The following is a 25,038-nucleotide window of genomic DNA, read 5'->3' on the forward strand; positions in this document are numbered from 1 at the left end:
AACCCGGCACCTCAATCGAATGGACCGACCTGCACATGCCCGTCTTCAACACCTGAACGAGAAGTCTAAAGCAATAACTTTGGTTCCTATATGCCTATTTATCGGCTGCGCGGTTGTGGTGAGGCTGCGTGGCTGTGGGGTTGTGGGGCTGTGGGGTTGTGGGATGAGGGGTATGGAGATGTGGGGCTGCAGAGCTGCGCGGCGGCTGTGGTGCGGCTGCGGGATGACATGGGGACGGGCGAAAACAAACGACGGTCAGAGAAACAGATAGGGAAACAAATAGCGGCTTGACCGCTAGGGTCAAGCCGCATGAATCATCAGGATTTTGTTCGGCAATCAGTAGCTGCCGTTGGCAATCCAGTGATTGTAGGCTGCCGTGATGCCGCCGTAACGACCGTTGCAGTAGCCAACGAACCACTTGATCTGCGTCTGGTAATTCGTCTGCCAATCGGCGCCGGCGGATGACATCTTGGAGCCAGGCAGTGCCTGAGGCAAGCCATAGGCGCCGGAGGATGCGTTCGTTGCGTTGACACGCCAGCCGGATTCATGGGAGATGATGAAGACGAGGGCGGTGAAGTCGTTTTCCGTGTAGCCGTTGCTGATGAGATAGTCATGCGCCCACGACTGCATTTCGCTGGCAGGTGTCGTCACGCCCAGCGATGCGGAGCTGGAGCTGCCGCCTGATGTCGTGGATGCGCTGCTCGTCGTCTTCGTGCCCACGAGCACGACGCGATCTTGCGGAGCGGTCTTCACATACGAGCTCAGCGTGTTCTTCGACGTCACGGTGTCGCCGGTCTTGCTCACGAGGCTCACGGTTTCCATGACGCCCTTGGCGCCTTCGGACTCCACCTTCGTCGTGCCCTTGTCGAGCGTCGGGTCTTCCTTCGTGACCGTATTGAAGTCGATGTCGGAATCCTCGGTCACCACATCGGAGTCTGCGCTCGTGATGGTGATAACCGTCGATTCATCGACCGCTGCGTCGAGCCCGGGCGAGACGGTGTCGCCCTTGGCGAGCGTGATGTTGCCCGCTTCGAGCACGCTGCGCACGTCCGTGAACGCCGTGTCGGACGAGACGATTTTCGTCTGGCCGTCGATGACGACGGTGGCGAAGACCGTTGCGTCGGTGGCGCCGTTCTCATGCTTGGCGATGGCTTCACGAATTGTGTCACGGGATGCGGCTCCGGTGATGTCATTCACCGAGTAGGCATCCGCGGAGGAATCCGCAAGCACCGTGGTATGACGCGTGACCGCCGCTTCGCTGGAGGCTCCCATGGCGAGCACCGCCACGAGCGTCATTGCCGTGACACCCGTCACCTTCCACTGCCGAATGCTCAGCCGTTTGTAGAAAGGCTGCTTGGGAAGTCGATGGCTGGTAGACATATAGGTAAACTCCAATCCTTGCAGATCCTGCTGCCTAGCAGGTCTAACTGCCGGTGTTCCCGTTATCCCTGTGTATTTCGCATCAGCGGTTATCTGTACTGGTCAATAATCCTAAGCTCAACGCGTGACGTATGCAAAAAATGACGCGACCCAATGCTTGAAAACCGTTGGAATTTCAATGGTTTCACGCAGTGAATCGCGTCAGTGCGTTACATATGCGCGTGTTGCGCCGGCTGGATGTTTGCAGGCAACCAGCCGAGCGTTCACTGGGCGTCGGCGGCGTCGTCCGCTGCCTCGTCGGGAATCTCCAAGGCGATGGCCTGGCCGATCAGATCCTCGAGCTGCTCGGAGCCCAAGGCGCCGGCGCCGCTGTAGACGACCTGCCCCTTCTTGAACACGATGAGAGTGGGCACGGCGCTGATCTGCGCTTGCGCGGCAAGCTCTTGCTGCTGATCGACGTCCACCTTGCCGAAGAACACGTCCGGGTGCTGCTCGGAAGCCTGCTCATACACGGGGCCGAAGGCACGGCACGGCGGGCACCAGGTGGCCCAGAAGTCCAGAAGGACCACATCGTTTTTCTCTACGGCATCGGCAAGATTGGCGCTGGTGATCTCGTGGGTTGCCATAATCGCTCCTTACTACTTACTGCAACTACATACGTTTGCTTGTTCATTGCATGCGCGGCATGCATGTCTTTGATTGTGCTGTTGTGTTTGCGCGCGGCTGTGTGTTGCGGGCCATGCCCGGAAGCGCGGCCAGGCGTTGCTCCACCGCTGGGACAATCACTGAGGTCAATGTTCCTCGGCGGTCTGGGAAAAGTCAATGAAGCACTCGAAATTACGCTGCCAGCGGCATACGTGATGTCACGGCAACGATATTTGTGGCTCGCGCTATGAACACGGATAATGGGGACATGGCTGTTCTTAATGATGAAGTGCCGGATGATGATGACTTCGACGCCAAGCGCAAGCGCGGCGAGTTCGACCACATCACTCCGGACGATGTGGTGAATGCCGGCGGCACGCCCCCGGGGTGGCTCAGCGACACCGAGATTTCGCGTGTGCGCGGCGAAATCCCGATTCCCTACGTCGTGGTGGTGCCTGTGCGCACTGACGAAACGGGGCATGTGACGCAAGTGGGCACGCTGCTGGCGGTGGACGACGATGGCACCATCACGCGCACGCTCGTGGCGGGGCGCGTGCTGTTCCACGAGACGATTCGCAACGCGGTGCGCCGCAACATCGCCCGTGATCTGGGCGACCTCGCGCTACCCGTGCTGCCCGCCACCATGACGCCGTTCACCGTGGCGGAGTTCTTCCCGACTCCTGGCGCCAGCGATTATTTCGATCCGCGCCAGCATGCGATTGCATTGTGCTATGTCGTGCCGATGGCCGGCGATTGCAAACCGCAGGATGAGGCGCTGGACGTCGAATGGTGCAATCCGGAAGACGCGATGCAGCCGGACTTCTACGAACAGGTGCCCAACGGCTGCGGGCGCATCATCCGCGCTGGGCTTATGTGGGCGGGCATCGTCTGAAATTCAAGCGGTTTCCATGCTGGTGGGTAAAGTTGAAGCGATTGGACTCAAGCCTAAGGAGGGCACTTCAGGATGCGCATTGCTACGACCTCGTACCGAGACGGCGGCTCCATTCCTGTCGTTCTGCTTCATGCTTTCCCCATCGACCATCGCGTGTGGGATGATTGCGCGCAGGCTTTGATAGAGCAAGCCGACGCTCAGGGATTCGAGCCGTTCCCCATCTATGCCCCTGACATGCCGGGCGCCGGCGAGAGCCCGGTGCCGTCGATGCAAGACACCGGCGCCGTGGATGACGATGGCGCGTATGCCGAGGCGATGGACAACATGGCGCGTGCCATCGTCGATCAGGTGCTCACCGCCAATGGTCATGAGCGTGCTTTTTTCGTGGGCATTTCGATGGGTGCGTATCTGGCGCTCGCGATTCACCGTCTGTTCCCGCAGGCAGTCGCCGGTTTGGCAATCGTGGACTCCAAGTCTGCCAACGATGGCCCCGAGGCCCGCGCCGACCGCATTCGCATCGCCCATGAATGCTGGGAAACCCATAGCGTGGCATCGGTCATGCATTTTGCCCAGCCCCATGAGGGCGACTCGGACTTCAAGAAATCCGACGCGTTCATCAATACCTTCACCCGGTGGATCAATGAACAGACCCCTGCAGGCGTGGCATGGCGCGAGCTCATGGCAGCAGGCCGCCGCGACGAAACCGATCAGTTGGAAGCGTTGCGAGTGCCTGCCGGCTTGGTGAGCGGCGAAAGGGATCCTTCGAGCAACCCGGCGATGATGCGCACGCTGGCGCCGCTGATGCGCAACACCCACGTGGACTTCACGCAAATCGATGACGCCGGTCATTTCAGCTGCTTTGAAAAGCCCCGTGAGGTCGCGGCGGCATTGCTCACCACCTACCGGCGCGTGTGCGACGAGCAGATGCGTTTGCATCCGCAGGGTGATGATGTGGATGCTGCGCTCGCCCCGTTCACGAGCGCCACGGCGGATGGTGGCGCATCTGACGGAGGCGACGCAGCTGCTCCGACCGCTGCAGCCTCTGATGCGGCGCCAGTGTTCCGGGGGAGCCATCTTATTTCTCCGATTGCCATGATCCAGCCGTTGGCACGCCTGCCGCTGGCGCAGGATGTGGTGGATGACCGCACGGCGGACCGTGAGAAGCCTGGTTTCTTGGACGAGATCATGGCTGACCGCGCGACCCAGGTGTTCCTGGTGTCTCATGGACTGGTGGCGGTGCCCAAGGCGAGCCGCGCGAATCCGCGGCTGGCGATGCTTCCGGCGGATTATGTCGCCGACGCCATCGCACAGGCGCATGGTGCCGTTGTGATGTTCATGGGCACGCACACCGTGGGCGGGCAGCGCCATCATTATGTGGCGGTGGACATCTCCCGTTCGATGGACGCCGCGCCGGATGCGCGACATGTGAGCGCCGACAACGATTTCGGCACCATCGCCGACGATTCCTCCGCACACAAGCTGATGTTTGCCGAATTGGCGAGCAAGCGTTTCGATTGGTGCGATTTGCGTGATTTCGCGCCCGCCGCGCCGTCATTGGATGCTGGCCTCGCCGTGCGAGCGGTGAGCCTGGGCGCATGGCATGCCTCCCAGCGGTTCTGCCCGTGCTGCGCAAGCCCCGTGGAGCCAGCCAACTGCGGTTGGGCACAGCGGTGCACCAACAAGGCGGACGGCAACCGTCTGCTGTTCCCCCGCATCGAGCCTGCGGTCATCACGATGGTCATTGATTCGCATGACCGCGTGCTGTTGCAGCACAACACGGCGTTCCGCGGCAACCTGTATTCCGTGTGCGCGGGCTTCGTGGAGGCCGGGGAGAGCCTGGAACACGCAGTGCGCCGTGAGTGCGAAGAAGAAACCGGTGTGAAGCTTGCGGACGTGAAGTACATGGGGTCGCAAGTGTGGCCGTTCCCCGCATCCCTGATGGCGGGATTCGTGGCGTATGCGCAGAGCGAGGACGTGCATGTGGACGGCGTGGAAGTCGCCGACGCACGGTGGATGAGCCGCGATGACCTGACCGCCGCGATTGCCCGTGACGAAGTGACCCTGCCGGGTCGCGCCGCAATCGCACGATATATGTTGTCCCAATGGTATGGCAAGGAGCTGTGATGGGCGAGGACGAGAACAACGACTACCTGCAAGCCGGCCCCGCTGACAGCGGAACGCATGGCGAGGCTGCCGCCAAGGCGCCGGAAGAGATGCCGCCTGTTGTGCCGGTGAGTGCGAATCCTGATGCATCGGGGGCGGATGGCAGCGCTTTCGCTGTTCCTGAGGTGACTCAGGACCCTGAGGCAACGCAGGCCTACAATCCGTTCGAATTCATCGACGAACCGGCGCCGCCGGTCCCTCCCGCACAGCCTGCGGCACCGCTGTCGGTCCCGCCTTTGACGCCGTCGGAGCAAGCGTCGCGGCCCGTGCCAGCCGCACATCCTGTGCAACCGGCGCAGCCGGTGTTGCCCGCGCAACCGGTGCCGCCTGCACAGTCGGGACAACCGTCGGCATTGGAGGAGACGCAGGCCTTTGTGCCGTTGTTCGCTCAGACGGAATCATTTACGCCAGCGGCTGACGAGCAGCCCCAGTCGTTTGCACCCACGGTTCCTCCGGTTCCCCAGGCTCCTATCCAGGCTTCGGTGCCTCCGGTTCCTCAGGCTCCGGTTCCCCAAGCTCCGGTTCCCCAGGCTCCGGTTCCCCAGGCCCCGCTGACACAGCAGGTTCCCGAGCCCACGCCTGCTGAGCAGACGCAAGCATATGATCCTTTCTCTGATGAGTCGTTCGCTGGTTCCGCGGTGACGGATTCTCAGGATGCGAACGCGCACCTCGCGGATTTCCAGTCCGAGACCCCGCACAGTGCCGATGCGTCGGAAGACCAGATGGCAACCGGCGTTCAGAGCATGGCTGATCTTCGGGATACGTCTGATATTCAGGACGCCTCCGATGAGTGGAATTCGATCATGAATGAGCCGGAAGAGGCGACAAGCCTTGCACTTCCCGGCAAGCAAACCACCCAGCGCAAGCGCATGACCACGTGGGCGATCATATTCGCCGCAATCGTGCTGGTGATGCTCGGCGGCATTCTGTTCCTCCATTTCCACTACGCCAATCGTGTGGCGCCGGGCGTGAGCCTGGGCGGAACGGACCTGGGCGGCATGACTGAGTCGCAAGCGCGTTCCGAAGTCCAGACGATCGCAGGGCAGACCACCGTATCGGTGACAGGCGGGGACACCACCGTCGTCTCCACGCTCAATGACCTGGGCGTGACAGTGGATGTCGACAAAACCGTGAGCGACATACTCGCCACCAAACCGGCGAATTCATTCGGTGGATTCTTCGAGCGCATCAATCCTTTCGCTCGCCGCAGCGCCGCCCTTGACGCTTCCATCGACGAAAGCACAATGCTCACCTACCTCACGGATGCGATGATTGACGAAGACCAGCGTTTGGAAAACGCCACCGTCGCCTACAACAAGGACCTGTCCCGCTACACCTACACCGACAGCAAAGACGGCAAGACCGTTGACCTGACCCCGGTGAAGGACGCGGTGTCGCAGGCGCTCGCCGATCCTGGAACCGCACATTCGGCGACGACCACCGTTCGGGATGGCACCGCCACCGTGACGACGCAGACCGCATCCAGCATCTGCGATCAGGCGAACCAAAGGCTCAACAATCCGGTTGTGCTGCGCACTGACGGCGGCACAAGCATGACGATTCCCGTTTCGACGGTTGCGTCGTGGATTACCTTGACGACGGATCTTGACCAAGGTTCGATTTCGCTGGATTACGATTCATCCGCCATCGACCAATACGTGGCGGATTCCGTCTCGGGGCAGCTCAACCGCGACGCCACTGATGAGATCATCGTCAAAGACAGCACCGGTAAGCAGCTGGGCACATTGCAAAGCGGCAAGAAAGGCGTGCAGGTCAACGACACCTCCACCGTCGGTTCGCAAATTCTGACCATTCTCCAGGACGGCAACGGTGGCAAGATCACCGTGGGCGCGCAGGTCACCGATTACAAGACGCAGACGCAGACACGCAATCTCACCGGCGCCAACGGTGACATGTGGGTGCAGGTGGACTTGACGCAGCAGACGCTCACCGTTTCCAACGGCAGCACCGAAGTCAAGAAGATCGACATCTCCACCGGCACTGCTGGTTCTGCTACGGTCACCGGCACGTATTTCGTGTGGGATCGCGCGGAGTCCGGCGCTGTTGTGGGCGAAGACACCGGGTCCAACAACCCGCAGTGGATTACGTATTACAACGGCGACGTGGCGATCCTGGGCGCTGACTGGGATCAGGAGTCCATTACAAAAGGCATGCCGTCCACGCACGGGTGCATCTACATGTCGTCAGCCGACGCCAAGTGGGTGTATGACAACGTGAAGAATGATGTCGTGGTGGTGGTCTCCGGTGGCACTCCCACCCAGCCGGCGCGCAACGACGACTCCGACAAAGACGACGATTCCGATAAAGACAACAAGGATTCCGACAACAAGGATTCCGACAACAAGGATTCGGACAACAAGGATTCGGACAGCAGCAAGGACAAAGACAAGGCCAAGGACAACAACAATAACAACACGCCGTCTGCCTCTGCGTCATCCTCGTCCGCGGCGCCATCGTCATCAGCTACACCAACGGCGTCATCGCATTGATGCCGTTGGTGTAGCTGACCCAATCGAGTAGGCTGGAGCCATGACACAGACACAGCAGCAGTTGCCCCAGGACCTTCTCTATTCGAAAGGCCATGCCTGGGTGCGAGAAGAAGCCGACGGCACCGTCACGCTGGGCATCACTGCGTATGCCGCGGACCAGTTGGGCAAGCTTGTGTACATAGACATGCCTTCGATTGGGGATGCGCTGGAGGCGGGCGAGGAATCGTTCGACATTGAATCGGGTAAGTCCATCTCGCCGTTTGTGAGCCCTGTCTCCGGCGAAGTGACGCAGGTCAACGACATGGCGGACGAGGATCCAACGATTGTCAATGCAGATCCGTATGGCGACGGATGGTTGGTGAAGGTCACGTTGGACGGCGGCGCGCCTACTGCTGATGACGGTCTGATGAATGCTGATGAATACGAGGAATTTGCAAAAAGCCAGGGATGAGGCAACGGCATTATGACACGATTGGGGAGATTTCACAGGAAGAGGCCTCACAAAGGCTTCTCCCTGCAGCCTGACTCCGAGACCCTTGCAAAGATACCCAAGGCTGAGGAGCTGGCTCGCAAACTGGCCGGCGCCAGTCTGCACAGCGACGATTCAAAGACCGGTGTGTCCCACGCCGCCGGTTCGTCTGACATAGCTGCACCGGACGCTGCATTAGGCGGGGGCAAGGGCGCGCCGGTCAAAGGCATGCCGGGTAGCAGTGCGTCGGAAGCGCCGGATGCCGCGGTGGCAGACGCCGAGCGCGGGCAGGCAAACGCTGCGGCGGATGCTGCGCAGGCGGCGGAATCGCCGACGATGGAATTGCCGATGACGAAAGCGCAGGATGGCTCCATCGTCGACCTGATGCCGGATACCCCGATTCTCGCTCGGCGCGTGGAGACGCTGTTCGACAACGTTTCTGACGAGGAAAGCATTGAAAACAAGCCGACGCCTGTGCAGTTGGCGCGTCGCGCCGCCACTTTCGGCTTTGGCCTGTGGACCCGGATTTCAGCGCGCGAAGCACGTCGCATGGGATGGATTCCGCGTGTGGAACCATACGTGGGATATGGCACGACGGTGTTTTCGCGGCTTATCTGCCGCACCACTTACGCGCCGCAAGGCCAGGAGCGGCGTCCGGTGCACGCAGGCATCCGGCAGGCATTCATGGTGCCGGCCGGGCATGTGCGCGTGGCGGTGAGCATCGACGGGGTTCCCGTGCTTGCAGTGCAGATCGGTTCGTCGGAGGCCTTCGACCATCTCGATCCGTCGCTGGTGCGCAGCAGTGCGTCCATCGCATCGGACTCCCAAGGCTACCTCGACCTTCTCATCCAACGCCGTCTGAAGCCCGGCGTGCATGATGTCGAGTACATGGTGGGCAACCGCAACGCCGTGCATTCCCAGCTGATGGTGATTCCCACCAATGCGAGCGTGGGAATCATCTCGGATGTGGACGACACGATCATGATTACCGACGTGCCGCGCCTGTGGAGCGCGGTGTTCAACATGCTGTTCCGCAGCCCCTACCGTCGCCGCGCCGTGCCGGGGATGCCTGATTTCTATCAAAAGATGCGGGAAGCGTTGCCAGGCGCGCCGTTTTTCTATCTGTCGACGTCGCCATGGAATGTCGAGAGCAGCATTCGCCACCTGATCCGTGCGAACGGCTATCCGCAGGGGCCGCTGCTGTTGCGTGACTTCGATCCGCGTCCCAAGACCTTTGTGCCCACGGGCGTGCAGCATAAGCTGGAGTTCGCCGATCAGCTCATGAGCGATTTTCCCAATATGCGTTTCATTCTGCTGGGGGATGACGGCCAGTCCGACCCCACGACGTATGCGACGATCGCGAAGAAATATCCCGGGCGCGTGGCGGCAATCGGCTTGCGCCAGGTGCGCCGTCGCGGTTGCATCGACTCCGCCCAGGCGATGCCTCAAGTGGATGTGCCCGTGTTTTATGGCACGACGGGCGATGTGCTCGCCCGCGCGATGATGCCGTTCATATATACGTTGGCGCAGGAATGGAAGCGATGACGCGATGAGCAATGATGATGCGATGAACAGCGGTGACGCGATGAATAGCGATGATGCGATGAATAGCGATGATGCGATTAACAGCGGCGATGCGATGGCCAGCAACGGTGATGAATCCACGCAACACGGGGCATTGCCCGCCGCCACCGCTGCAGGGTATCCCCAGGCGCGGCGTGAACCCAGCCGCCGCGAGGCGCAAGGCGATGTGTTCGTCGACTCCTATGAGTGGATGCGCGACAAGTCATCGCCGGATGTGACGCGCTACGTGACGGAGCAGAACGAGCTGTTCGCCCGCCGCATGGTGCCGTACCGTGATCTGACGAAGACGTTGACAGGCGAATTGCGCGGCCGTGTGCACGAAACGGATATGTCCGTGCCAGTGCGGGTGCATGGCTACTGGTACTTCGGCCGCACGCACGAAGGCGAACAATACGGCATGAGCTGCCGCGTGCCGGTGCAGGGCGACGATGACTGGACCGCCCCGCACGTCGACCCCGATGCGCCGCTGCCTGGCGAGGAAGTCATCTTCGACTCCAACAAAGAGGCGCAGGGGCATGATTTCTTCCGCGTGGGAGGCATGGACCTGAGCCGCAACGGCCGGTGGATGCTCTATGGGGTGGATGTGCACGGCGACGAACGCTATGACCTGCGCATACGCGACCTTGCCACGGGGCAGGACCTGCCTGAACACATCGATGGTGTGGCATCGGGTGGCATGATCACCCCGGACGGACAATGGGTGTTTTACACGAAAGTGGACGAGGCATGGCGCCCATATTCCGTGTGGCGGCATCGCGTGGGCACGCCCGTGTCCGAGGACCAGGAGGCGTGGCGTGAAAACGACGAACGCTTCTGGGTGGGCGTGGGAATGTCTTTCGATGAGACGCGCATCGTCATCGAGACCGATTCCAAGACGACCACCGAAGTGCTGCTGCTGCCGGTGGACGACCCCACTGGCGAATTTGTGCCATTCATTCCCCGTCGGCAGGACGTGGAGTATGACGTGAGCTTTGCTTCTTTTGAAGCTGAGGGTGCTGAGGGTGCTGAGGGGGTCGCTGGTGCCGGCACCATCCCCGTTGCTCTGGTCATTCACAACGTCACCAATCCCAATTTCGAAATCGACGTGATTGACATGCGGTCGCACAAACCGCCCTACGCCCTTGGCGAAGGGCAGGTGATTGCGGTCGGCAGTCCCGCGGGATGTGAGAAAGCTGACGCATCGCAGCGCGCGTTGCCGGTGGACACGCCCTTCACCGATCCGCGCAATCCGGCCATTTTGCAAGGGCTTTCCGGCTTGCGCATCGACGGCATCGGCATGTACCGCCATTTCGTCACATTGGAATATCGCGCGGATGGCATGCCGCATATCGCGGTCATGAAGAAATCAGCCGCGCGCCGTGCATTCCTTGACGGCAAACCGTGGGAGTTCACGCCCGTGTTGCCAGATGTCGCAGATTCCGCCGCGGACGCCAGCGCGTGTGAAACCAAGCTCTACAACATCGGTTTCGTAGAGAATCCTTCGTATGAGGCGCCGTCGGTGCGCTACTCCTTCATGAGTTTCACGACCCCGGTGCAGTTGCATCAGCTGGATGTGCTGACGGGCGTCGACACCGTGCTCCGAAAGCGCGAAGTGCCAACGTACGATGCGTCGGCATACCGTGAAATGCGCGTATGGGTGCGTGCCCGCGACGGGCAGAACGTGCCGGTGTCGCTGGTATGGCGGCGTGGCATGGCTCCGGCGCTCGACACTGCCGCGGATGATGTGCAGGCGCGGCGTGCAGCGGGTGCGGCAAGCACACAGGGATCTGCGGAATCTGCAGGGTCTGCGGAATTTGCAGGATCTGCAGACACCGCGCCTGCTGATGAGCTGCATATCGTGGCACCGTCCGTGGAATCGATGATTGCGGCGAATCGTGCGGCTTGTGCAAACGCCGCAGGGGATGCCCAGACGGCGGATGCGTGGCTTTCGCAGGATAATCCGCAGGCTCCGGCGATGTTCGTCACCGGCTATGGCGCTTATGGCATCAGCTCGGATCCGGGGTTCTCCGTGGCGCGCCCCAGCCTGCTCGATCGCGGCGTGGTGTATGCGCTTGCGCATGTGCGCGGCGGCGGAGAGATGGGCCGCGCATGGTATGAGCAAGGTCGGCGTGACCATAAGATTGCCACTTTCACCGATTTCATTGACGTCACGGCTGCCTTGCAGGCGCAAGGATGGGTGGCGCGCTCGCGCACCGTGGCGTGCGGCGGTTCGGCGGGCGGTCTGCTCATGGGGGCGATTGCCAACATGGCGCCGTACCTGTATGCCGGCATCGAGGCGGATGTGCCGTTCGTCGACGCGCTGACATCCATGCTCGACCCCGACCTGCCCCTGACTGTGACGGAATGGGACGAATGGGGCGATCCGGTGCACAACCCCGCGATCTACCGGTACATGAAGTCGTATTCGCCTTACGAAAACACGATGACCGCCGCCGAACGCAATGCCCGCTACGGCACGACGCACTTCCCGCACATGTTCATCACCACGTCGATGAACGACACGCGTGTGCTGTATGTGGAACCGCTCAAATGGATGGCGCGCCTGCAGGAAGGCGCAGTCGGAGCCGATGCAATCGCACGTATCGAAATCGAAGCGGGGCACGGCGGTGGCAGTGGCCGCTACCACCAGTGGGAGCAGGTCAGCGAAGAAAACGCCTGGACCCTCGCCACCATGGGCATCACACGGTGACGGTATGAGGGCTGCGGTGGCGCCACCGCACGCGGCATTGGTGGTGCTGCCGCGCGGCGCCGATGACGCTTGCGCGGCGTCTGATGGCGCCGCGTGTCCAGCAGGCGATACGTTTCGCCGCCGCACCCGCCGCCGCGCCTAAGCTCGGTGTTATGGCACAGAAGAAGACATACAACATCGCCGTCATTCCTGGCGACGGCATTGGTAAGGAAATCACTCCGGAGGCTCAGGCCGTGCTGGAAAAGGCCACCGAAGGGGTCGTGGAATTCAATTACACGAACTTCGACCTGGGCGCCGAGCGCTACCTCAAGGACGGCACGATTCTGCCGGACGAGGACCTCGAGCTCATCAAGAAGCAGGACGCCATCCTGCTGGGCGCCGTCGGCGATCCGCGCATCAAGGCAGGCATCCTTGAGCGCGGCCTGCTGCTCAAGCTGCGTTTCGCGCTTGACCAGTACATCAACCTGCGTCCCTCCAAGCTGTACAAGGGCGTCACCTCGCCGCTCGCCAACCCTGGTGACATCGATTTCGTCGTCGTGCGCGAAGGCACGGAAGGCCTGTATTGCGGTGCTGGCGGCGCAGTCCGTCGCAACACCCCGAACGAAGTGGCGACCGAGGTCTCCATCAACACGTGGTTCGGCGCTGAGCGCGTGGCACGCTACGCATTCCAGCTGGCCATGAAGCGCAAGAAGCATGTGACGCTCGTGCACAAGAAGAACGTGCTGACGAACGCCGGCGACATGTGGCAGCGCGTCGTTGACAAGGTCGGCGCGGAATTCCCCGAAGTCGAGCATGATTACCTGCATGTGGACGCCGCCACAATCTTCCTGGTCACCGATCCGAGCCGTTTCGACGTGATCCTCACCGACAACCTGTTTGGCGACATCCTCACGGATGAGGCCGGCGCAGTCGTCGGTGGCGTGGGCTACTCCGCATCCGGCAACATCAATGCGACGAACGAATACCCGTCCATGTTCGAGCCGATTCACGGCTCCGCTCCCGACATCGCTGGCAAGGGCATCGCCAATCCGACCGCTGCGATTCTGTCGACCGCCATGCTTCTGCGCCACCTTGGCTTCGACGAGCAGGCAGAGCGCATCGACGCCGCAGTGCAGGCCGACATCCTGGAGTCCGGCTCCACGAAGCGCAGCACGCACGAGGTCGGCCAGGACATCCTCGCCCGCCTGTAGCCTTAACCCCCACCATGCCCATGGTTCCTGCCTCCCGTCGCATGGCTTGTGCCGAGACTTGCACATCCGCTGCGTCTGTCACTCGCGGCGAATGCAAGACGCTCGGCGGCAAGCTCATAGGGGTGAGCCTGGGGTGGGGCAATGACATACGCCCGGAAAGCGCACGCATCGATGGCGATTTTTTCGCCACGACTGATGACGCCGCTTCCCGGGCGCTTTGCGTGCTGCAAGACGCAATCGTGGCGGCGCTCGCAGATCCCCATGCCGATGCCGTCGAGGCATTGCAAGCGCGTGTATTGCCTGCATGGCGTGAATTCGCCATAGGGCAGGTCTTGGTGGGCGTGGCTCCTGAGGCCGTGGTGATTGCTGCGGCGCGCGCCTATCTGGCAATGACGCCGGGTGGTGAAATGACGCCGAGCGACGAAATGGCACCGAGTGGGGCAACGGCGTCAGATGATGCGATGACACCAAGTGGTGAGACCGCGGATTCCGCGCAGCCGCTGCCTCAGTTGCTGTCGCAGCCGCAGCTGGGGCAGCCGTGCGATTCGTGCGACGACCACACCGGGCGAATGGCAGTCCCGACGCCATTGCAATCGCGGTGGCAGGAATCGCCATGGGGCGTGGTGACCGATCCTGAGCCATTGGCGCCTCAACGACAGATGGACCTCGATGCGACGCTCGCCCAGCGGGTCGCCGATGGTGAATTGCCGCCATTCGTGCGGTTTTGGCGATGGGGTGGCAAGGCGATTGTGCTGGGCGCCTACCAATCCGAGCAGGCGCAGGTCAATGTGCAGGCGGCGCAGTGCGAAGGATTCCACATCGTGCGCCGCTGCACCGGCGGCGGCACGATGGTGGTGGAACCTGCCGATACCATCACGTATTCTCTGTATGCGCCGCTGAGTTTCGTGCGCGGGCTTGACCCATTGCACGCCTACGCATTATGCGACGAATGGCTGGTGCATGCCTTGCGTGACCTTGGCGTGCACGCCTCCCATGAACCGGTCAATGACATCGCATCCCCCGCAGGGAAGATCGGTGGGGGAGCCTCGCGCCGTTTTCTCGCACGTTCCGGAACCGCTGGTGGCGGCTGTTTTCTGCATCATGTGACGCTTGCCTATGACATGGATGCGGCGATGATGGTGCGAGTGCTGCGCGTATCCGCCGAAAAACTGCGTGGCAAGCATGTGGCGTCGGCGGCCAAGCGCGTCGACCCGTTGCGCCATCAGCTTGCCGCAGCTGGCAATCCCATGACCTGCGCCGAGGCGACCATGGCTTTGCGTGAGCATGCGCTTGCCCTGCTTCCGGGCGCGCACGTGATTGCGGCGCACCAAATCTACGGGGCTACAATCGAAGAGAATGTGTGCACGAAACCCGACACGGCCTGACGGGGAAGTCAGGCGGCATGCCCCGCGTCTCGCCGCCACAAGCGGGCGAGAACCCGAGCCGAAAGGATTGATATGACAGCGTATACCGTTGAATCGCCGGCGAAGGATGCTTTCAACAAACTGAGCACCAATCTGTTTGCCTTCGGCTATCAAAAAATCGCGAAAAAAGCCCTGTTTGCAATGAAGCCGGATGATGCGCATTCCTTGATGATTGATTTCTGCCGTGCGGCGGGGCATAACAAGCCCCTCATGTGGACGTTGCGGCAGATGCTTGATTACACTGATCCGCTTTTGGAAACGACGGTGATGGGTGTGCCGTTCAACAATCCGTTCGGACTCACCGCAGGCCTTGACAAGGATTGCGACCTGCCCACCGTGCTTGATGCCGCAGGATTCGGCTTCGAAACCGTGGGAAGCACCACATCCCGTCCCTGCCCGGGCAACCCACGCCCTTGGTTCCACCGCCTGCCGCAATACCACAGCATGGTCGTGCATGCAGGTCTTGCCAACGATGGTTCGCGCACGGTCATCCGCCGCGCTGAGAAGGCGTGGACGCAGTGCGGCGAGATGCGCATGTCCATTTCGCTGGCCCGCACGAACGACCGTTTGTGCGGCGACCTGGACGAAGGCATCGAGGATTATTGCACGTCGCTGCGTCGCGCCGCCGGCCGCACCGACATCATCGAGATCAACGTGTCATGCCCCAATACGATGGCAGGGGAGCCGTTCACCGACGATCCGCGCAATCTCGACCGCCTCTTCACGGCATTGGATGGCATCGATCACCCCCAGCCGTTGCTGGTGAAGATGCCGCTCAACAAGACATGGCCGCAGATGCGCGATCTGCTGGATGTGCTCGCCGATCACAAGGTGCAGGGCGTGTCGTTGGCGAACCTGCAGAAGGACCGCACCGGGCTTGATGTGCCCAAGGATTGGCAGGGCGGGCTGTCCGGCTTGCCATGCAAAGGTGACAGCGACGAGCTGGTGGCGCAGGTGTATCGCGAGTATGGGCAGCGGTTTGTCATCGCCGGCATCGGTGGGGTGTTCACCGCTGAGGATGCATATCGCAAGATTCGCAACGGGGCGAGCATCGTGCAATTCGTCTCGTCGCTCATGTATCTGGGGCCGCAGAACATCGCCTCGCTGAAACGCGGATTGGCGCAATTGCTGCGGCTTGATGGCTTTAACAGCGTCGCCGAAGCAGTGGGCGTGGACGCATAGCCGTTTTCGATACGATGATGCCCGTCAGGCATGTGCTTGACGGGCATCATTCATAATGTTGCGGCGGCTGGTTTCCCGGTATTAGCGGGTGGTGCCGTAAGCCCCGCGCACATACTGCGGCTGGTACGGCGCATCCTGCTTGCTCACGCCCAGTTCGGCTGCGGCGCGCAGCGGCCAGTACGGATCGCGCAATGCCGCGCGGCCGATCTCGACGGCGCTCGCCTGGTCGGATCGCACGATCTTCTCAGCCTGCACGGCATCGGTGATAAGACCCACGGCAGTGGTGGGGATGCTCGCCTGATGATGCACCGCATCGCTGAACGGCACTTGGTAATTCGGCGCCGCGGGAATCGTCACACCGGCGATGATGCCGCCCGTGGACACATCCATCAGATCCACGCCATGCTCCTTGAGCGCATGCGACAGGGCGATGGTCTGCTTCAGGTCCCACGAACCCTTTTCGACGGACCAATCGGTGGCGGAGACGCGCACGAACAGCGGGAGCTCATCCGGCAGCACGCCACGCACCGCGTCCACGACCTCCACAAGCAGGCGGATGCGGTTCTCGAAGCTGCCGCCATACTCATCGGTGCGATGGTTCGACAGCGGGTCGAGGAATTCGCTGAGCAGATAGCCGTGCGCAGCGTGAATCTCCACCACTTGGAATCCCGCCCACACGGCGCGTTGCGCAGCGGCGCGGAATTGGTCGACGACAGCATGAATCTGGTCGGTCGTCATCTCGACGGGGATGGTGCACTTGCCGAACGGGATCGGCGACGGCGCCAGCGGCTGCCAGCCACCCTTGTCGGACGGCACGGTCTCGTTGATGTATCCCAGTGAGAACGAACCGGTGGAGGCCTTGCGCCCGCCATGGTTAAGCTGCACGCCGGCCACCGCGCCGGCCTTCTTCACATCCGCGACAATCCAGCGCCAGGCGTCGATCTGCGAGTCATCCCACAGACCCACATCATTGGGCGAGATGCGGCCTTCCGGCGCCACAGCGGTGGATTCCGCGATGATAAGGCCGAAGCCGCCCATCGCACGCGACACATAGTGCTGGTAGTGGAACGGCGTGGGCTTGCCATCCTGCGCGAACACGGAATACGTGTCCATCGGCGGCATCCAGATGCGGTTGCGGAACGTCACCGAACGCAGTGTCAGCGGTTCGAACAGCTTGGGGGATTCGCCGTCGGGCAGTTCTGCGGCATCCTCGTCGCGCGTGGCGAAGCCTTTCTTGGACTCCTTGGCGGCTTTGTCATCCTTGGTGTCCTTGGCCTTCTTGCCCTTCTTCGCCGCCTTCTTGGCGGCCTTGCGCTCAGCCTTGAGCTTTTCGCGTTCCGCCTTCTTGGCTTTCTTCGCTTTGCGTGCGGCTTCCTGCGCCAGCGCTTCCACGGATTCCACGCCGCTGGGCTCATCCACGGTCACGGTCTTCGGTGCGCCGCTGACCTCGTCGACGAGGTCCTGTTCATGGTGTTTGCTCATCGCATTCCTTTCTTACGCATTTCCCCACATAAGTATAGAGCCGGCGATTGTTCAATCACTGGAGTTCAACCGAAATTCACCTTGCGCGCAAGCGGCTGCGCAGGCGGTCGTGCGCATGGCGGCGCAAAGCCGGCAGGGGATGCGTCCACCATGCGCGGATATGCGAAGGGCCGCGCAACGGGGATTCGTTGCGCGGCCCTTTCATGGTGTCGCCGTTGTGCCTCAGGTTGCTGCCTCATGTTGATGCGCGGCAACCTGCTGGGTCAGCTGACCTTGACCTGCTTCATGCCGTAGCTGGTGGTGGTCGTCGACCACGTGCCGTTGGAGTTGGTGCTCAGCAGGGATTGGTCCGCCGTGCCGTAGTTGTCGTCATGCTGCACCTTGCCAGTGGCGATGTAGTTGTTCATGAATTCCTTCCAGATAGGCGTTGCGATGTAACTACCATCCCAGAAGGACCTCGTGCGTCCGTTGATCGTCATGCCGTCCCAGGATTCGAGCTTCTCCTCGTTGCCTGTTGCAACATAAGTGGAAAGCCCGGTGACGAATCCACCGGTCAACATGTACCAGTTATCTGCGGTACCGGTCTTGGCGAAGGTCTTGACATTGTTGTTGAGCTTGGCTGATGTTGCCGCGCCTCGCTGCACACCTTCGTTCATGATGTACGCCACGGTCTGCGCGACGTTCTCCGGAACCGCCTGCGAGCAGTTGGCGCTGGGCACGGCCATGTCCTGGCCGGAGGAGTTCGTCACGCGCGTGATGGCGATCGGATCGCAGTGCACGCCCTTGGCGGCGATGGTGGCGAAGACGGTCGCCATCGTGAGAGGCGAGGCGCCGTTGTGACCACCGATGAGGTCGGTCGGGGCGATCGTGTCATGGATGTCAGGCGTTGCCGCGCTGGAGTTCTTGTAACCCATGGACGTGGCGGTGTCGGCGATCTTGCACAGGCCCAGACGCTGGCCGAGCGTGGCCTGCGTGGTGTTGTGCGACATGATGAGTGCCTGCTCCGGGGTTTCGGGGTTCACGGTACCGCCGCCGAAGTTGTGCACGCTCCATGTGGTCTGTGCCTCATGGTTGCACTCGAATCCGCCGGTGTCATACGCCATGGCGGTCGGCAGGGGGACTCGTGCGCCATATCCGTTGGCGAGCCATGAGGTGAGGTTGATGACCTTGAACGTCGAACCGGTCTGCCAGCCGCCGCCGCCCCCGTCCTTCTGGTCAACGGCGTAATTGATGGCGGTCTCGGTGCCGTCGGCGGTCGCCAGCGCGTTGTATGTGCGGTTGATCGCCAGGGCGATGACCTTGCCCGTGCCTGGCTCCACGGACGCCAGCGCCGCTTCAAAGCCAGAGGGATCGTTTTCCGGAATTCCGTTGCGCACCGCTTGGTTGGCGAGGTTCTCGGCATCCACGTCCATCGTTGTGTAAATGGTGAGGCCGCCCTGATACAGCAGCTTCTGGCGCTCTTCGGCGGTCTGGCCGAATGTGTCGGAATTCTCGATCTGATGCACGACGTAATCGCAGAAGAAGGCAGCGTTTCCAGCGGTCTGGCAGCCGACGGGCACGTCCTTGACATGCAGCATGTCGCTCATGTTCTCAGCCTTGGCGGCGTTTGCCTCGTCCTGCGACACGAATCCGCATTCGACCATCAGATCAAGCACGATGTCTCGTTGTTTTTGCGCTGCGTCCGGGTTCACCGTGGGGTCGTATGCGGCCGGGTTCTTGGTGATGGACGCAATCGTTGCCGCCTCGCCGAGAGTGAGGTCTGCGGCAGATTTCGAGAAGTAATGCTCGGCGGCGGTCTCCACGCCATACACGCTCGTGCCGAACTGCGCGATGTTCAAGTATCCCTGCAAAATCTCGCTCTTGGAATACTTCTGCTCCAGTTGCAGCGAAATGAGCATTTCCTTGAGCTTGCGGGCAATGGTGTCTTCGGAAGCGTGATACGCGCCGATCGGATCGTCGTTCTCCGTCGCCTGGTTGATGAGCATGTTCTTGACGTACTGCTGCGTCAGCGTCGAACCGCCCTGCGTGTCGCCGCCCTTGACGTATGTCTGCACGAATGCGCGCAGCACGCCCTGCACATCAACGCCGGAATGCTGGAAGAAGCGCCGGTCCTCGCGTGCTACAACCGCCTGCTGCATGTACTTCGAGACATGAGACAGGTCCACGACGATTCGGTTCTGCGTGTAGAACGTCGCGATGAGCGTCGTGCCGTCCGCCGCATACATCTTGGACTGCTGCGGCAGGTTGTTGGGGTTGAAGTCGATGTTGGAGACGGCGAGCGACGGGCTTGCCGATTCCGCCACCTGGTCGGTGACCATCGCGAACGGCAGCAAGAAACCAGAGGTCACGAATCCGCCTGCCATGATGCATAAAACATATGCGAGCAGCAGAACGAAAACGTTCTTGTGTTCCTTGGCTTGCTTTTGCTTCTTCTTAGACATGTGCCCCATTTTATGGGTGGAGCTCTACCTTTTGAGTCGGGAAGAGGCAATTTTCAGCCAAATGCAAGACAAACGGCACAATCTCTCCACATTTGGCGTCGTATCTGGAACTCTCCGGGGAATTTGCGAAAATTTCGGCGAACGCCAGCATCACGCGCGGTGTCAGCGGTGTGCACGTCGGATCAATTGCCCGGGCTGATAGATGACGATGGTGCGGCCTTGCCGCGCAATCCATCCGCGATTCGTGAAATCCATGAGCGCCTTGTTGACTGTTTCGCGCGAGGTGCCCACTAGCTGCGCCAGTTCTTCTTGCGTGAGGTCGTGGGGCACGGCGATGCCGGCTTCCGTCGGCTTGCCGAAGCGCTTGGCAAGATCAAGCAGCGTTTTGGCAAGGCGGCCGGGCACATCCATGAACACAAGATCAGAAATGTGCTCGTTGTTGAGCCTCATGCGGTTGGCGAGCACCTGCAGCATGTCCACGGCCACGCGCGGATGGTCGTTGAGCCATGAAAACAGGGTGTCGTGATCCAGGGATGCGATGGAAACGCCGTCGATCATGGCGACGGCGCTCGCGGTGCGTGGGCCACCATGGGGGTCGAACACGGGGATTTCGCCCAGAATCTCGCCTGCCGCCGATATCGACAGCAGCTGGATGCGGTGGTCGTCGGATTCGCGCGTGAGCTTGATGCGCCCGCGTTCGATGACGTACATGCGCTTGTCGGTGTCGCCTTGGCGGAATATGAACTCCCCCTTGGCATAGGTGTGATGCTGCATGTGAGGAATCAGCTGGGCGGCTTCGTCGGGCGGCACTTGGGCGAACAACGCCGTGCCTAGCAGAAGATCGGCTTCCTCGAAGGGCAGTGCGTTGGGCGCGAGCATGTGCAGGGGCTGTCGTGGACGTTGCGTGTCGGAGCGCTGTGCGCTCGCTGCTGCCGTTGCGGTGCCCTGTTGCACTGGCGACGCGGCGCCGCGCTGCATCGCGGGACGCTGCATGGCTGCCTGGTGCACGGCGCCCTGCTGTGCTGCGTTGTGCTGCGAGGATTGTGACGAAGTTACCATATGTATGTTCCTCCGGAAGCCTGACTCATACCATCCTAGCGCCGGGGCGACTGGCTCAGCGTGTAATGCAGTGTAAAGTAGGGGAAGAATTTCCGCAGGTCTGCGGAGACGCTCGGCCTCACGCCTTCCTCAGCGCGACACAAGCGTGCGGCATAGGCGCGCCGTCGAGGCACGCCGTCCTGCGGAGGGGAAACGCCAGACCGGGGAACGAGACCAGGGAACCATACTTCGGAACCAGACCAGTGAAAGCAGGGATGGGCATGCCATACACGAGCACGCATCGCGTCATCGTCATTATGCCGACTTACAACGAACGGGAGAACCTTCAGCCCACCATCGGGGGCATCATGAACAATTGCACGAACGTGGAAGTGCTTGTGGTCGATGATTCCTCGCCGGATGGCACCGGCAAGCTGGCAGAGCAGATGGCTGCCAAGAATCCCCGGCTCCATGTGATTCATCGCAAGACGAAGAACGGTCTGGGGCCAGCGTATCTGGCGGGATTCCAATGGGCGCTGTTGCATCAATACGATGTGGTGTGCGAAATGGACATGGATGGTTCCCACCGCCCGCAGGACCTTCCTCAGCTGATTCGCACGATCGACCAGCGCCCGGATGTGGATTTGGTCATCGGGTCGCGTCGCGTGCGGGGTGGTTCCACCGAGAATTGGCCGGTGTACCGCGATCTCATCTCGCGGTGTGGTTCGTGGTATTCGCGTCTGTGCCTGGGGGTGCCGGTGCATGACATGACCGCTGGTTTCCGCGCTTACCGTGCCAGCATCATGCAGCGGCTTCATCTTGATACCGTGCGCGCCAATGGCTATGTGTTCCAGGTTGATATGACCAGACGCGTGCATCAGGCGGGCGGCACGATCGTAGAAGTGCCGATTGTGTTCGTTGAGCGCACACGCGGCAAGTCGAAGATGAGCAAGGCGATTGTGGTCGAGGCCATGTGCGCGGTCACGCATTGGGGATTGCAACGGCTGTTCCATGCCGGCGACTACAAGCGCGCTCGCAAGACGAGTGCCGCGCAGCGAAAATAGGCGTAGAGCCCAGTCCGTTTAGCTGACGATGACGTTGGGCACGAGCTTTTTCGTCTCTTCCAAGCTCGCCTCGGGCAGCGCCGAATCGGTGATGATCGTCTCGACGTCATCGAATGTTGCGAAAAGCGACAGCGAGGTGTTGGACCATTTCGTGTGGTCCGCCAGCATGATGGTGTGATCTGCAATGGCGATGAATGCCGCGTTTGTGCTGGATTCCAACGAATTGGGCGTAAGGAACCCGCGTGGCACCGATACCGCATGGGCGCCGAGGAACAGCTTGTTGACGCGCAGTGAGCCAATGACCTTGTTGGCGATGGGGCCGATCAGGGATTTGAAACGCGTCGTGACGCCGCCCGTGACAATCACTTCCACGTCGCGGTTGTCCAAGCCCTCGACGAGGTCGGCAACCGGCAGCGAATTCGTGAGCACGGTGATGCCTGCGGATTTATCGGATTCAAAAAGATACTGTGCAAAAAGGTAAGTGGTCGAACCGCCGCCGATGCCAATGACATCGCCGGGGGAGACGAGGTCGACCGCCGCCTTGGCGATGGCTTCTTTGTCTCCGATTTCTTTATGGTTCGTCGCTGCGAACATCGGTTCGCTCATGAGGGTGCCCGTTGTGACGGCGCCGCCATGCACGCGCTTGAGCAGTCCCTTGCCTTCCAGAACGGCAATGTCGCGGCGCACGGTCATGGGCGACACGTCCAAATCCCGCGCGAGGTCAACGCAGCGCACGGTGCCGTGCGTGCGCAGCCTGCGCAGAATATACTGTTGCCGTTGGGAGGAAATCATAACAGTATTATGGCACAGAGTCGGCACAGAAACGAACGTTTTCGCCCGTGATTCCACCAACACCGCACAACAAAACGCCCGGCGCCTGGGGCATCAGCCCATTCGCGCCGGGCGTTGCAACCTGCAGCAGCCTGCAGTCAGTCGCAGAGTGCAATCAGTGGCAATCAGTTCTTGAACGAGTGAATCGGTGCGGGAATCCTGCCGCCGCGGTTCACGAACTCCTCGCAGCTCACGGTGTTGACCGGCATGATCGGCGCATAGCCCATGAGTCCACCGAACTCAGCCTCGTCACCCACGCCCTTGCCGGCGACGGGGATCACGCGCACGGCGGTCGTCTTCTGGTTGACCATGCCGATGGCGGCTTCGTCGGCAATAATGCCCGAAATCGTGGCGGCGGTGGTGTCGCCGGGGATGGCGATCATATCAAGGCCGACGGAGCACACGCACGTCATTGCTTCGAGCTTCTCGATCTTCAGGCAGCCGGAACGGGCAGCGCGGATCATCGTGGCATCCTCGGACACCGGAATAAACGCACCGGAAAGACCGCCCACATAGGACGACGCCATGATGCCGCCCTTCTTCACCTGATCGTTGAGCAACGCCAGCGCGGCAGTCGTGCCGGGGGCGCCGACTTCCGCGATGCCGCACTTCTCCAAGATTTCGCCGATGGAATCATGCTCGGCGGGCGTAGGCGCCAGCGACAGATCGATGATGCCGAAAGGCACGCCGAGACGCTTCGACGCCTCCTGCGCCACAAGTTGGCCGACGCGCGTGATCTTGAACGCCGTGCGCTTGATCGTCTCGCACAGCACCTCGAAGCTCTTGCCACGAGCCTCATCCAGCGCGCGAGACACCACGCCCGGGCCGGAAACGCCCACGTTGATCACCGCGTCGCCTTCGGTCACGCCGTGGAAACCGCCCGCCATGAACGGGTTGTCGTCGGGAGCGTTGCAGAACACAACGAACTTCACGCAACCGTAGCTGTCGTTGTCGGCGGTGTTGATCGAGGTCTGCTTGACGGCTTCGCCCACCATCCTCACGGCATCCATGTCGATGCCGGTCTTGGTGGAGCCCACGTTGACGGACGAGCACACGATGTCGGTCTCGGTCAGTGCTTGCGGGATGGATTCGATGAGCAGGCGCTCCGCCGGCGTCATGCCCTTGCTCACCAGCGCCGAGTAGCCGCCGATCAGGTCCACGCCCACTTCCTTGGCTGCGCGGTCAAGCGCATGGGCGATCTGCACGAAGTCCTGCGGCGTCTTGCAGCACGCGCCGCCCACGAGCGAGACGGGCGTTACGGTGATGCGCTTGTTGACGATCGGGATGCCGAAGTCGCGTTCGATCGCCTTGCCGGTGGCGACGAGGTCCTTGGCATACGTGGTGATTTTCGTGTAAATCTTCGAGCAGGTTTCCTCGAGATTGTCGGTCGCGCAGTCCAGCAGCGAAATGCCCATCGTGATGGTGCGCACGTCGAGCTGCTCCTGCTCGATCATTTTGTTGGTCTCGTGGACCTCCATGATGTTCAGCATTGCAAATCCTTTCGCGAGGCTCAGTTCCGAGGCTCAGATTTTCAGACGCGGTTTGTTAGACGCGATGCATGCCCTAAGGCTCAGACGCTCAGACGCGGTGCATGCGCGTGAAAATCTCCTCGCGCTGGCAGCGAATGCGCACGCCGATTTCTTCGCCCAGCTTGTCGAGGTCGTTGACCACATCGGCGAAGTCCGCAGTGGAGTTCGAGTAATCCACAATCATCATCATGTTGAAGAAACCGTCGATGATCGTCTGCGAGATGTCGAGGACGTTGATGTCATGGTCGGACAGGTAGGTGCAGACTTTTGCGATGATGCCGACGGTGTCTTGGCCCACCACAGTGATGATTGCCTTGTTCATTGATACTCCTGGATTATGCCTAGATGGTGCTGTGCAATAAGCTGTGCGCACGTGAATTCGCGGGCGCATTGGATGCCGCGGGCGGTGCCGGTGCGTTGGCGTTGCAATAGGCGCCGTCGATAGGCGACCGCAGTGTGCGGCGCTCGCGATTTCCATGCTTTTCTCAGTATATCGGCACCGTTGCACACCGTTACGTATGCCGT

At 61.3% G+C, this 25,038-nt stretch carries 18 protein-coding genes and 1 pseudogene; 11 read left to right on the top strand and 8 right to left on the bottom strand.

Features of this window, described 5'->3' with window-relative positions:
- Positions 1 to 336 precede the first annotated feature (336 nt).
- Both CLV65_RS05470 and trxA read right to left on the bottom strand, forming a co-directional pair.
- A complete protein-coding gene (locus CLV65_RS05470; protein ID WP_244569249.1) occupies positions 337 to 1,380 on the bottom strand; it encodes a resuscitation-promoting factor in 1,044 nt (347 codons plus the stop codon).
- Between the two features lie 263 nt (positions 1,381 to 1,643).
- Positions 1,644 to 2,006: a thioredoxin gene (trxA, locus tag CLV65_RS05475; protein ID WP_094691878.1), complete on the bottom strand. Its 363-nt coding sequence runs from the start codon at positions 2,004 to 2,006 to the stop codon at positions 1,644 to 1,646.
- A 287-nt stretch (positions 2,007 to 2,293) separates the two neighbouring features.
- On the opposite strand from trxA, the gene CLV65_RS05480 reads away from it, so the two are divergent.
- The 10 genes and pseudogenes from CLV65_RS05480 to CLV65_RS05525 all read left to right on the top strand — a co-directional run bounded on the left by CLV65_RS05480 (position 2,294) and on the right by CLV65_RS05525 (position 16,128).
- Complete coding sequence (locus tag CLV65_RS05480; protein ID WP_094691879.1) at positions 2,294 to 2,917, top strand: DUF4916 domain-containing protein; 624 nt, start codon at positions 2,294 to 2,296, stop codon at positions 2,915 to 2,917.
- Between the two features lie 72 nt (positions 2,918 to 2,989).
- Positions 2,990 to 3,793 (top strand): annotated as a pseudogene (locus CLV65_RS05485) (alpha/beta fold hydrolase); the annotation flags it as partial.
- A 216-nt stretch (positions 3,794 to 4,009) separates the two neighbouring features.
- Positions 4,010 to 5,041 carry an NAD(+) diphosphatase gene (gene nudC / locus CLV65_RS05490; protein ID WP_094691895.1) on the top strand — a complete coding sequence of 344 codons (1,032 nt, stop codon included), beginning with the start codon at positions 4,010 to 4,012 and terminating at the stop codon, positions 5,039 to 5,041.
- Positions 5,041 to 7,590, top strand: a complete 2,550-nt coding sequence (locus CLV65_RS05495) for a L,D-transpeptidase family protein (protein ID WP_100346278.1) — start codon at positions 5,041 to 5,043, stop codon at positions 7,588 to 7,590. Before nudC ends, CLV65_RS05495 begins: the two co-directional genes overlap by 1 nt.
- A 40-nt stretch (positions 7,591 to 7,630) precedes the next feature.
- Complete coding sequence (gcvH, locus tag CLV65_RS05500; protein ID WP_094691881.1) at positions 7,631 to 8,041, top strand: glycine cleavage system protein GcvH; 411 nt, start codon at positions 7,631 to 7,633, stop codon at positions 8,039 to 8,041.
- 354 nt (positions 8,042 to 8,395) lie between these two features.
- Positions 8,396 to 9,604 carry an App1 family protein phosphatidate phosphatase gene (locus CLV65_RS05505; RefSeq protein ID WP_420848430.1) on the top strand — a complete coding sequence of 403 codons (1,209 nt, stop codon included), beginning with the start codon at positions 8,396 to 8,398 and terminating at the stop codon, positions 9,602 to 9,604.
- A 4-nt stretch (positions 9,605 to 9,608) separates the two neighbouring features.
- On the top strand, positions 9,609 to 12,332 hold the full coding sequence (locus tag CLV65_RS05510; protein ID WP_244569253.1) for a S9 family peptidase: 2,724 nt from the start codon (positions 9,609 to 9,611) through the stop codon (positions 12,330 to 12,332).
- A gap of 152 nt (positions 12,333 to 12,484) precedes the next feature.
- Complete coding sequence (locus CLV65_RS05515) at positions 12,485 to 13,522, top strand: 3-isopropylmalate dehydrogenase (RefSeq protein ID WP_094691898.1); 1,038 nt, start codon at positions 12,485 to 12,487, stop codon at positions 13,520 to 13,522.
- Between the two features lie 20 nt (positions 13,523 to 13,542).
- Positions 13,543 to 14,907 carry a lipoate--protein ligase family protein gene (locus CLV65_RS05520; RefSeq protein ID WP_144441913.1) on the top strand — a complete coding sequence of 455 codons (1,365 nt, stop codon included), beginning with the start codon at positions 13,543 to 13,545 and terminating at the stop codon, positions 14,905 to 14,907.
- Between the two features lie 72 nt (positions 14,908 to 14,979).
- Complete coding sequence (locus tag CLV65_RS05525; protein WP_094691883.1) at positions 14,980 to 16,128, top strand: quinone-dependent dihydroorotate dehydrogenase; 1,149 nt, start codon at positions 14,980 to 14,982, stop codon at positions 16,126 to 16,128.
- Positions 16,129 to 16,209: 81 nt separating this feature from the next.
- On the opposite strand, the gene CLV65_RS05530 is transcribed toward CLV65_RS05525, so the two are convergent.
- From CLV65_RS05530 to CLV65_RS05540, 3 genes are all read right to left on the bottom strand, one after another.
- Positions 16,210 to 17,610 (bottom strand): NADH:flavin oxidoreductase/NADH oxidase, encoded by a 1,401-nt coding sequence (locus CLV65_RS05530; protein WP_094691884.1) that lies wholly within the window; start codon positions 17,608 to 17,610, stop codon positions 16,210 to 16,212.
- Between the two features lie 263 nt (positions 17,611 to 17,873).
- Positions 17,874 to 20,051 carry a transglycosylase domain-containing protein gene (locus tag CLV65_RS05535; RefSeq protein WP_094691885.1) on the bottom strand — a complete coding sequence of 726 codons (2,178 nt, stop codon included), beginning with the start codon at positions 20,049 to 20,051 and terminating at the stop codon, positions 17,874 to 17,876.
- A 162-nt stretch (positions 20,052 to 20,213) separates the two neighbouring features.
- A complete protein-coding gene (locus CLV65_RS05540; RefSeq protein ID WP_094691899.1) occupies positions 20,214 to 20,930 on the bottom strand; it encodes a Crp/Fnr family transcriptional regulator in 717 nt (238 codons plus the stop codon).
- A 440-nt stretch (positions 20,931 to 21,370) separates the two neighbouring features.
- Between CLV65_RS05540 and CLV65_RS05545 the strand changes: the two genes are divergently transcribed.
- The gene (locus CLV65_RS05545; protein WP_244569255.1) at positions 21,371 to 22,153 is read left to right on the top strand and encodes a polyprenol monophosphomannose synthase; all 783 of its coding nucleotides are present in this window, start codon (positions 21,371 to 21,373) and stop codon (positions 22,151 to 22,153) included.
- 18 nt (positions 22,154 to 22,171) lie between these two features.
- On the opposite strand, the gene CLV65_RS05550 is transcribed toward CLV65_RS05545, so the two are convergent.
- The 3 genes from CLV65_RS05550 to CLV65_RS05560 all read right to left on the bottom strand — a co-directional run bounded on the left by CLV65_RS05550 (position 22,172) and on the right by CLV65_RS05560 (position 24,835).
- On the bottom strand, positions 22,172 to 22,963 hold the full coding sequence (locus CLV65_RS05550) for a DeoR/GlpR family DNA-binding transcription regulator (protein WP_211278444.1): 792 nt from the start codon (positions 22,961 to 22,963) through the stop codon (positions 22,172 to 22,174).
- A gap of 146 nt (positions 22,964 to 23,109) precedes the next feature.
- A complete protein-coding gene (locus CLV65_RS05555) occupies positions 23,110 to 24,474 on the bottom strand; it encodes a PFL family protein (RefSeq protein WP_094691888.1) in 1,365 nt (454 codons plus the stop codon).
- Between the two features lie 88 nt (positions 24,475 to 24,562).
- The gene (locus CLV65_RS05560; protein WP_094691889.1) at positions 24,563 to 24,835 is read right to left on the bottom strand and encodes an ACT domain-containing protein; all 273 of its coding nucleotides are present in this window, start codon (positions 24,833 to 24,835) and stop codon (positions 24,563 to 24,565) included.
- Positions 24,836 to 25,038 lie beyond the last annotated feature (203 nt).

Origin of the sequence: Pseudoscardovia suis (assembly GCF_002797875.1) — a bacterium.
Lineage (GTDB): Bacteria > Actinomycetota > Actinomycetes > Actinomycetales > Bifidobacteriaceae > Pseudoscardovia > Pseudoscardovia suis.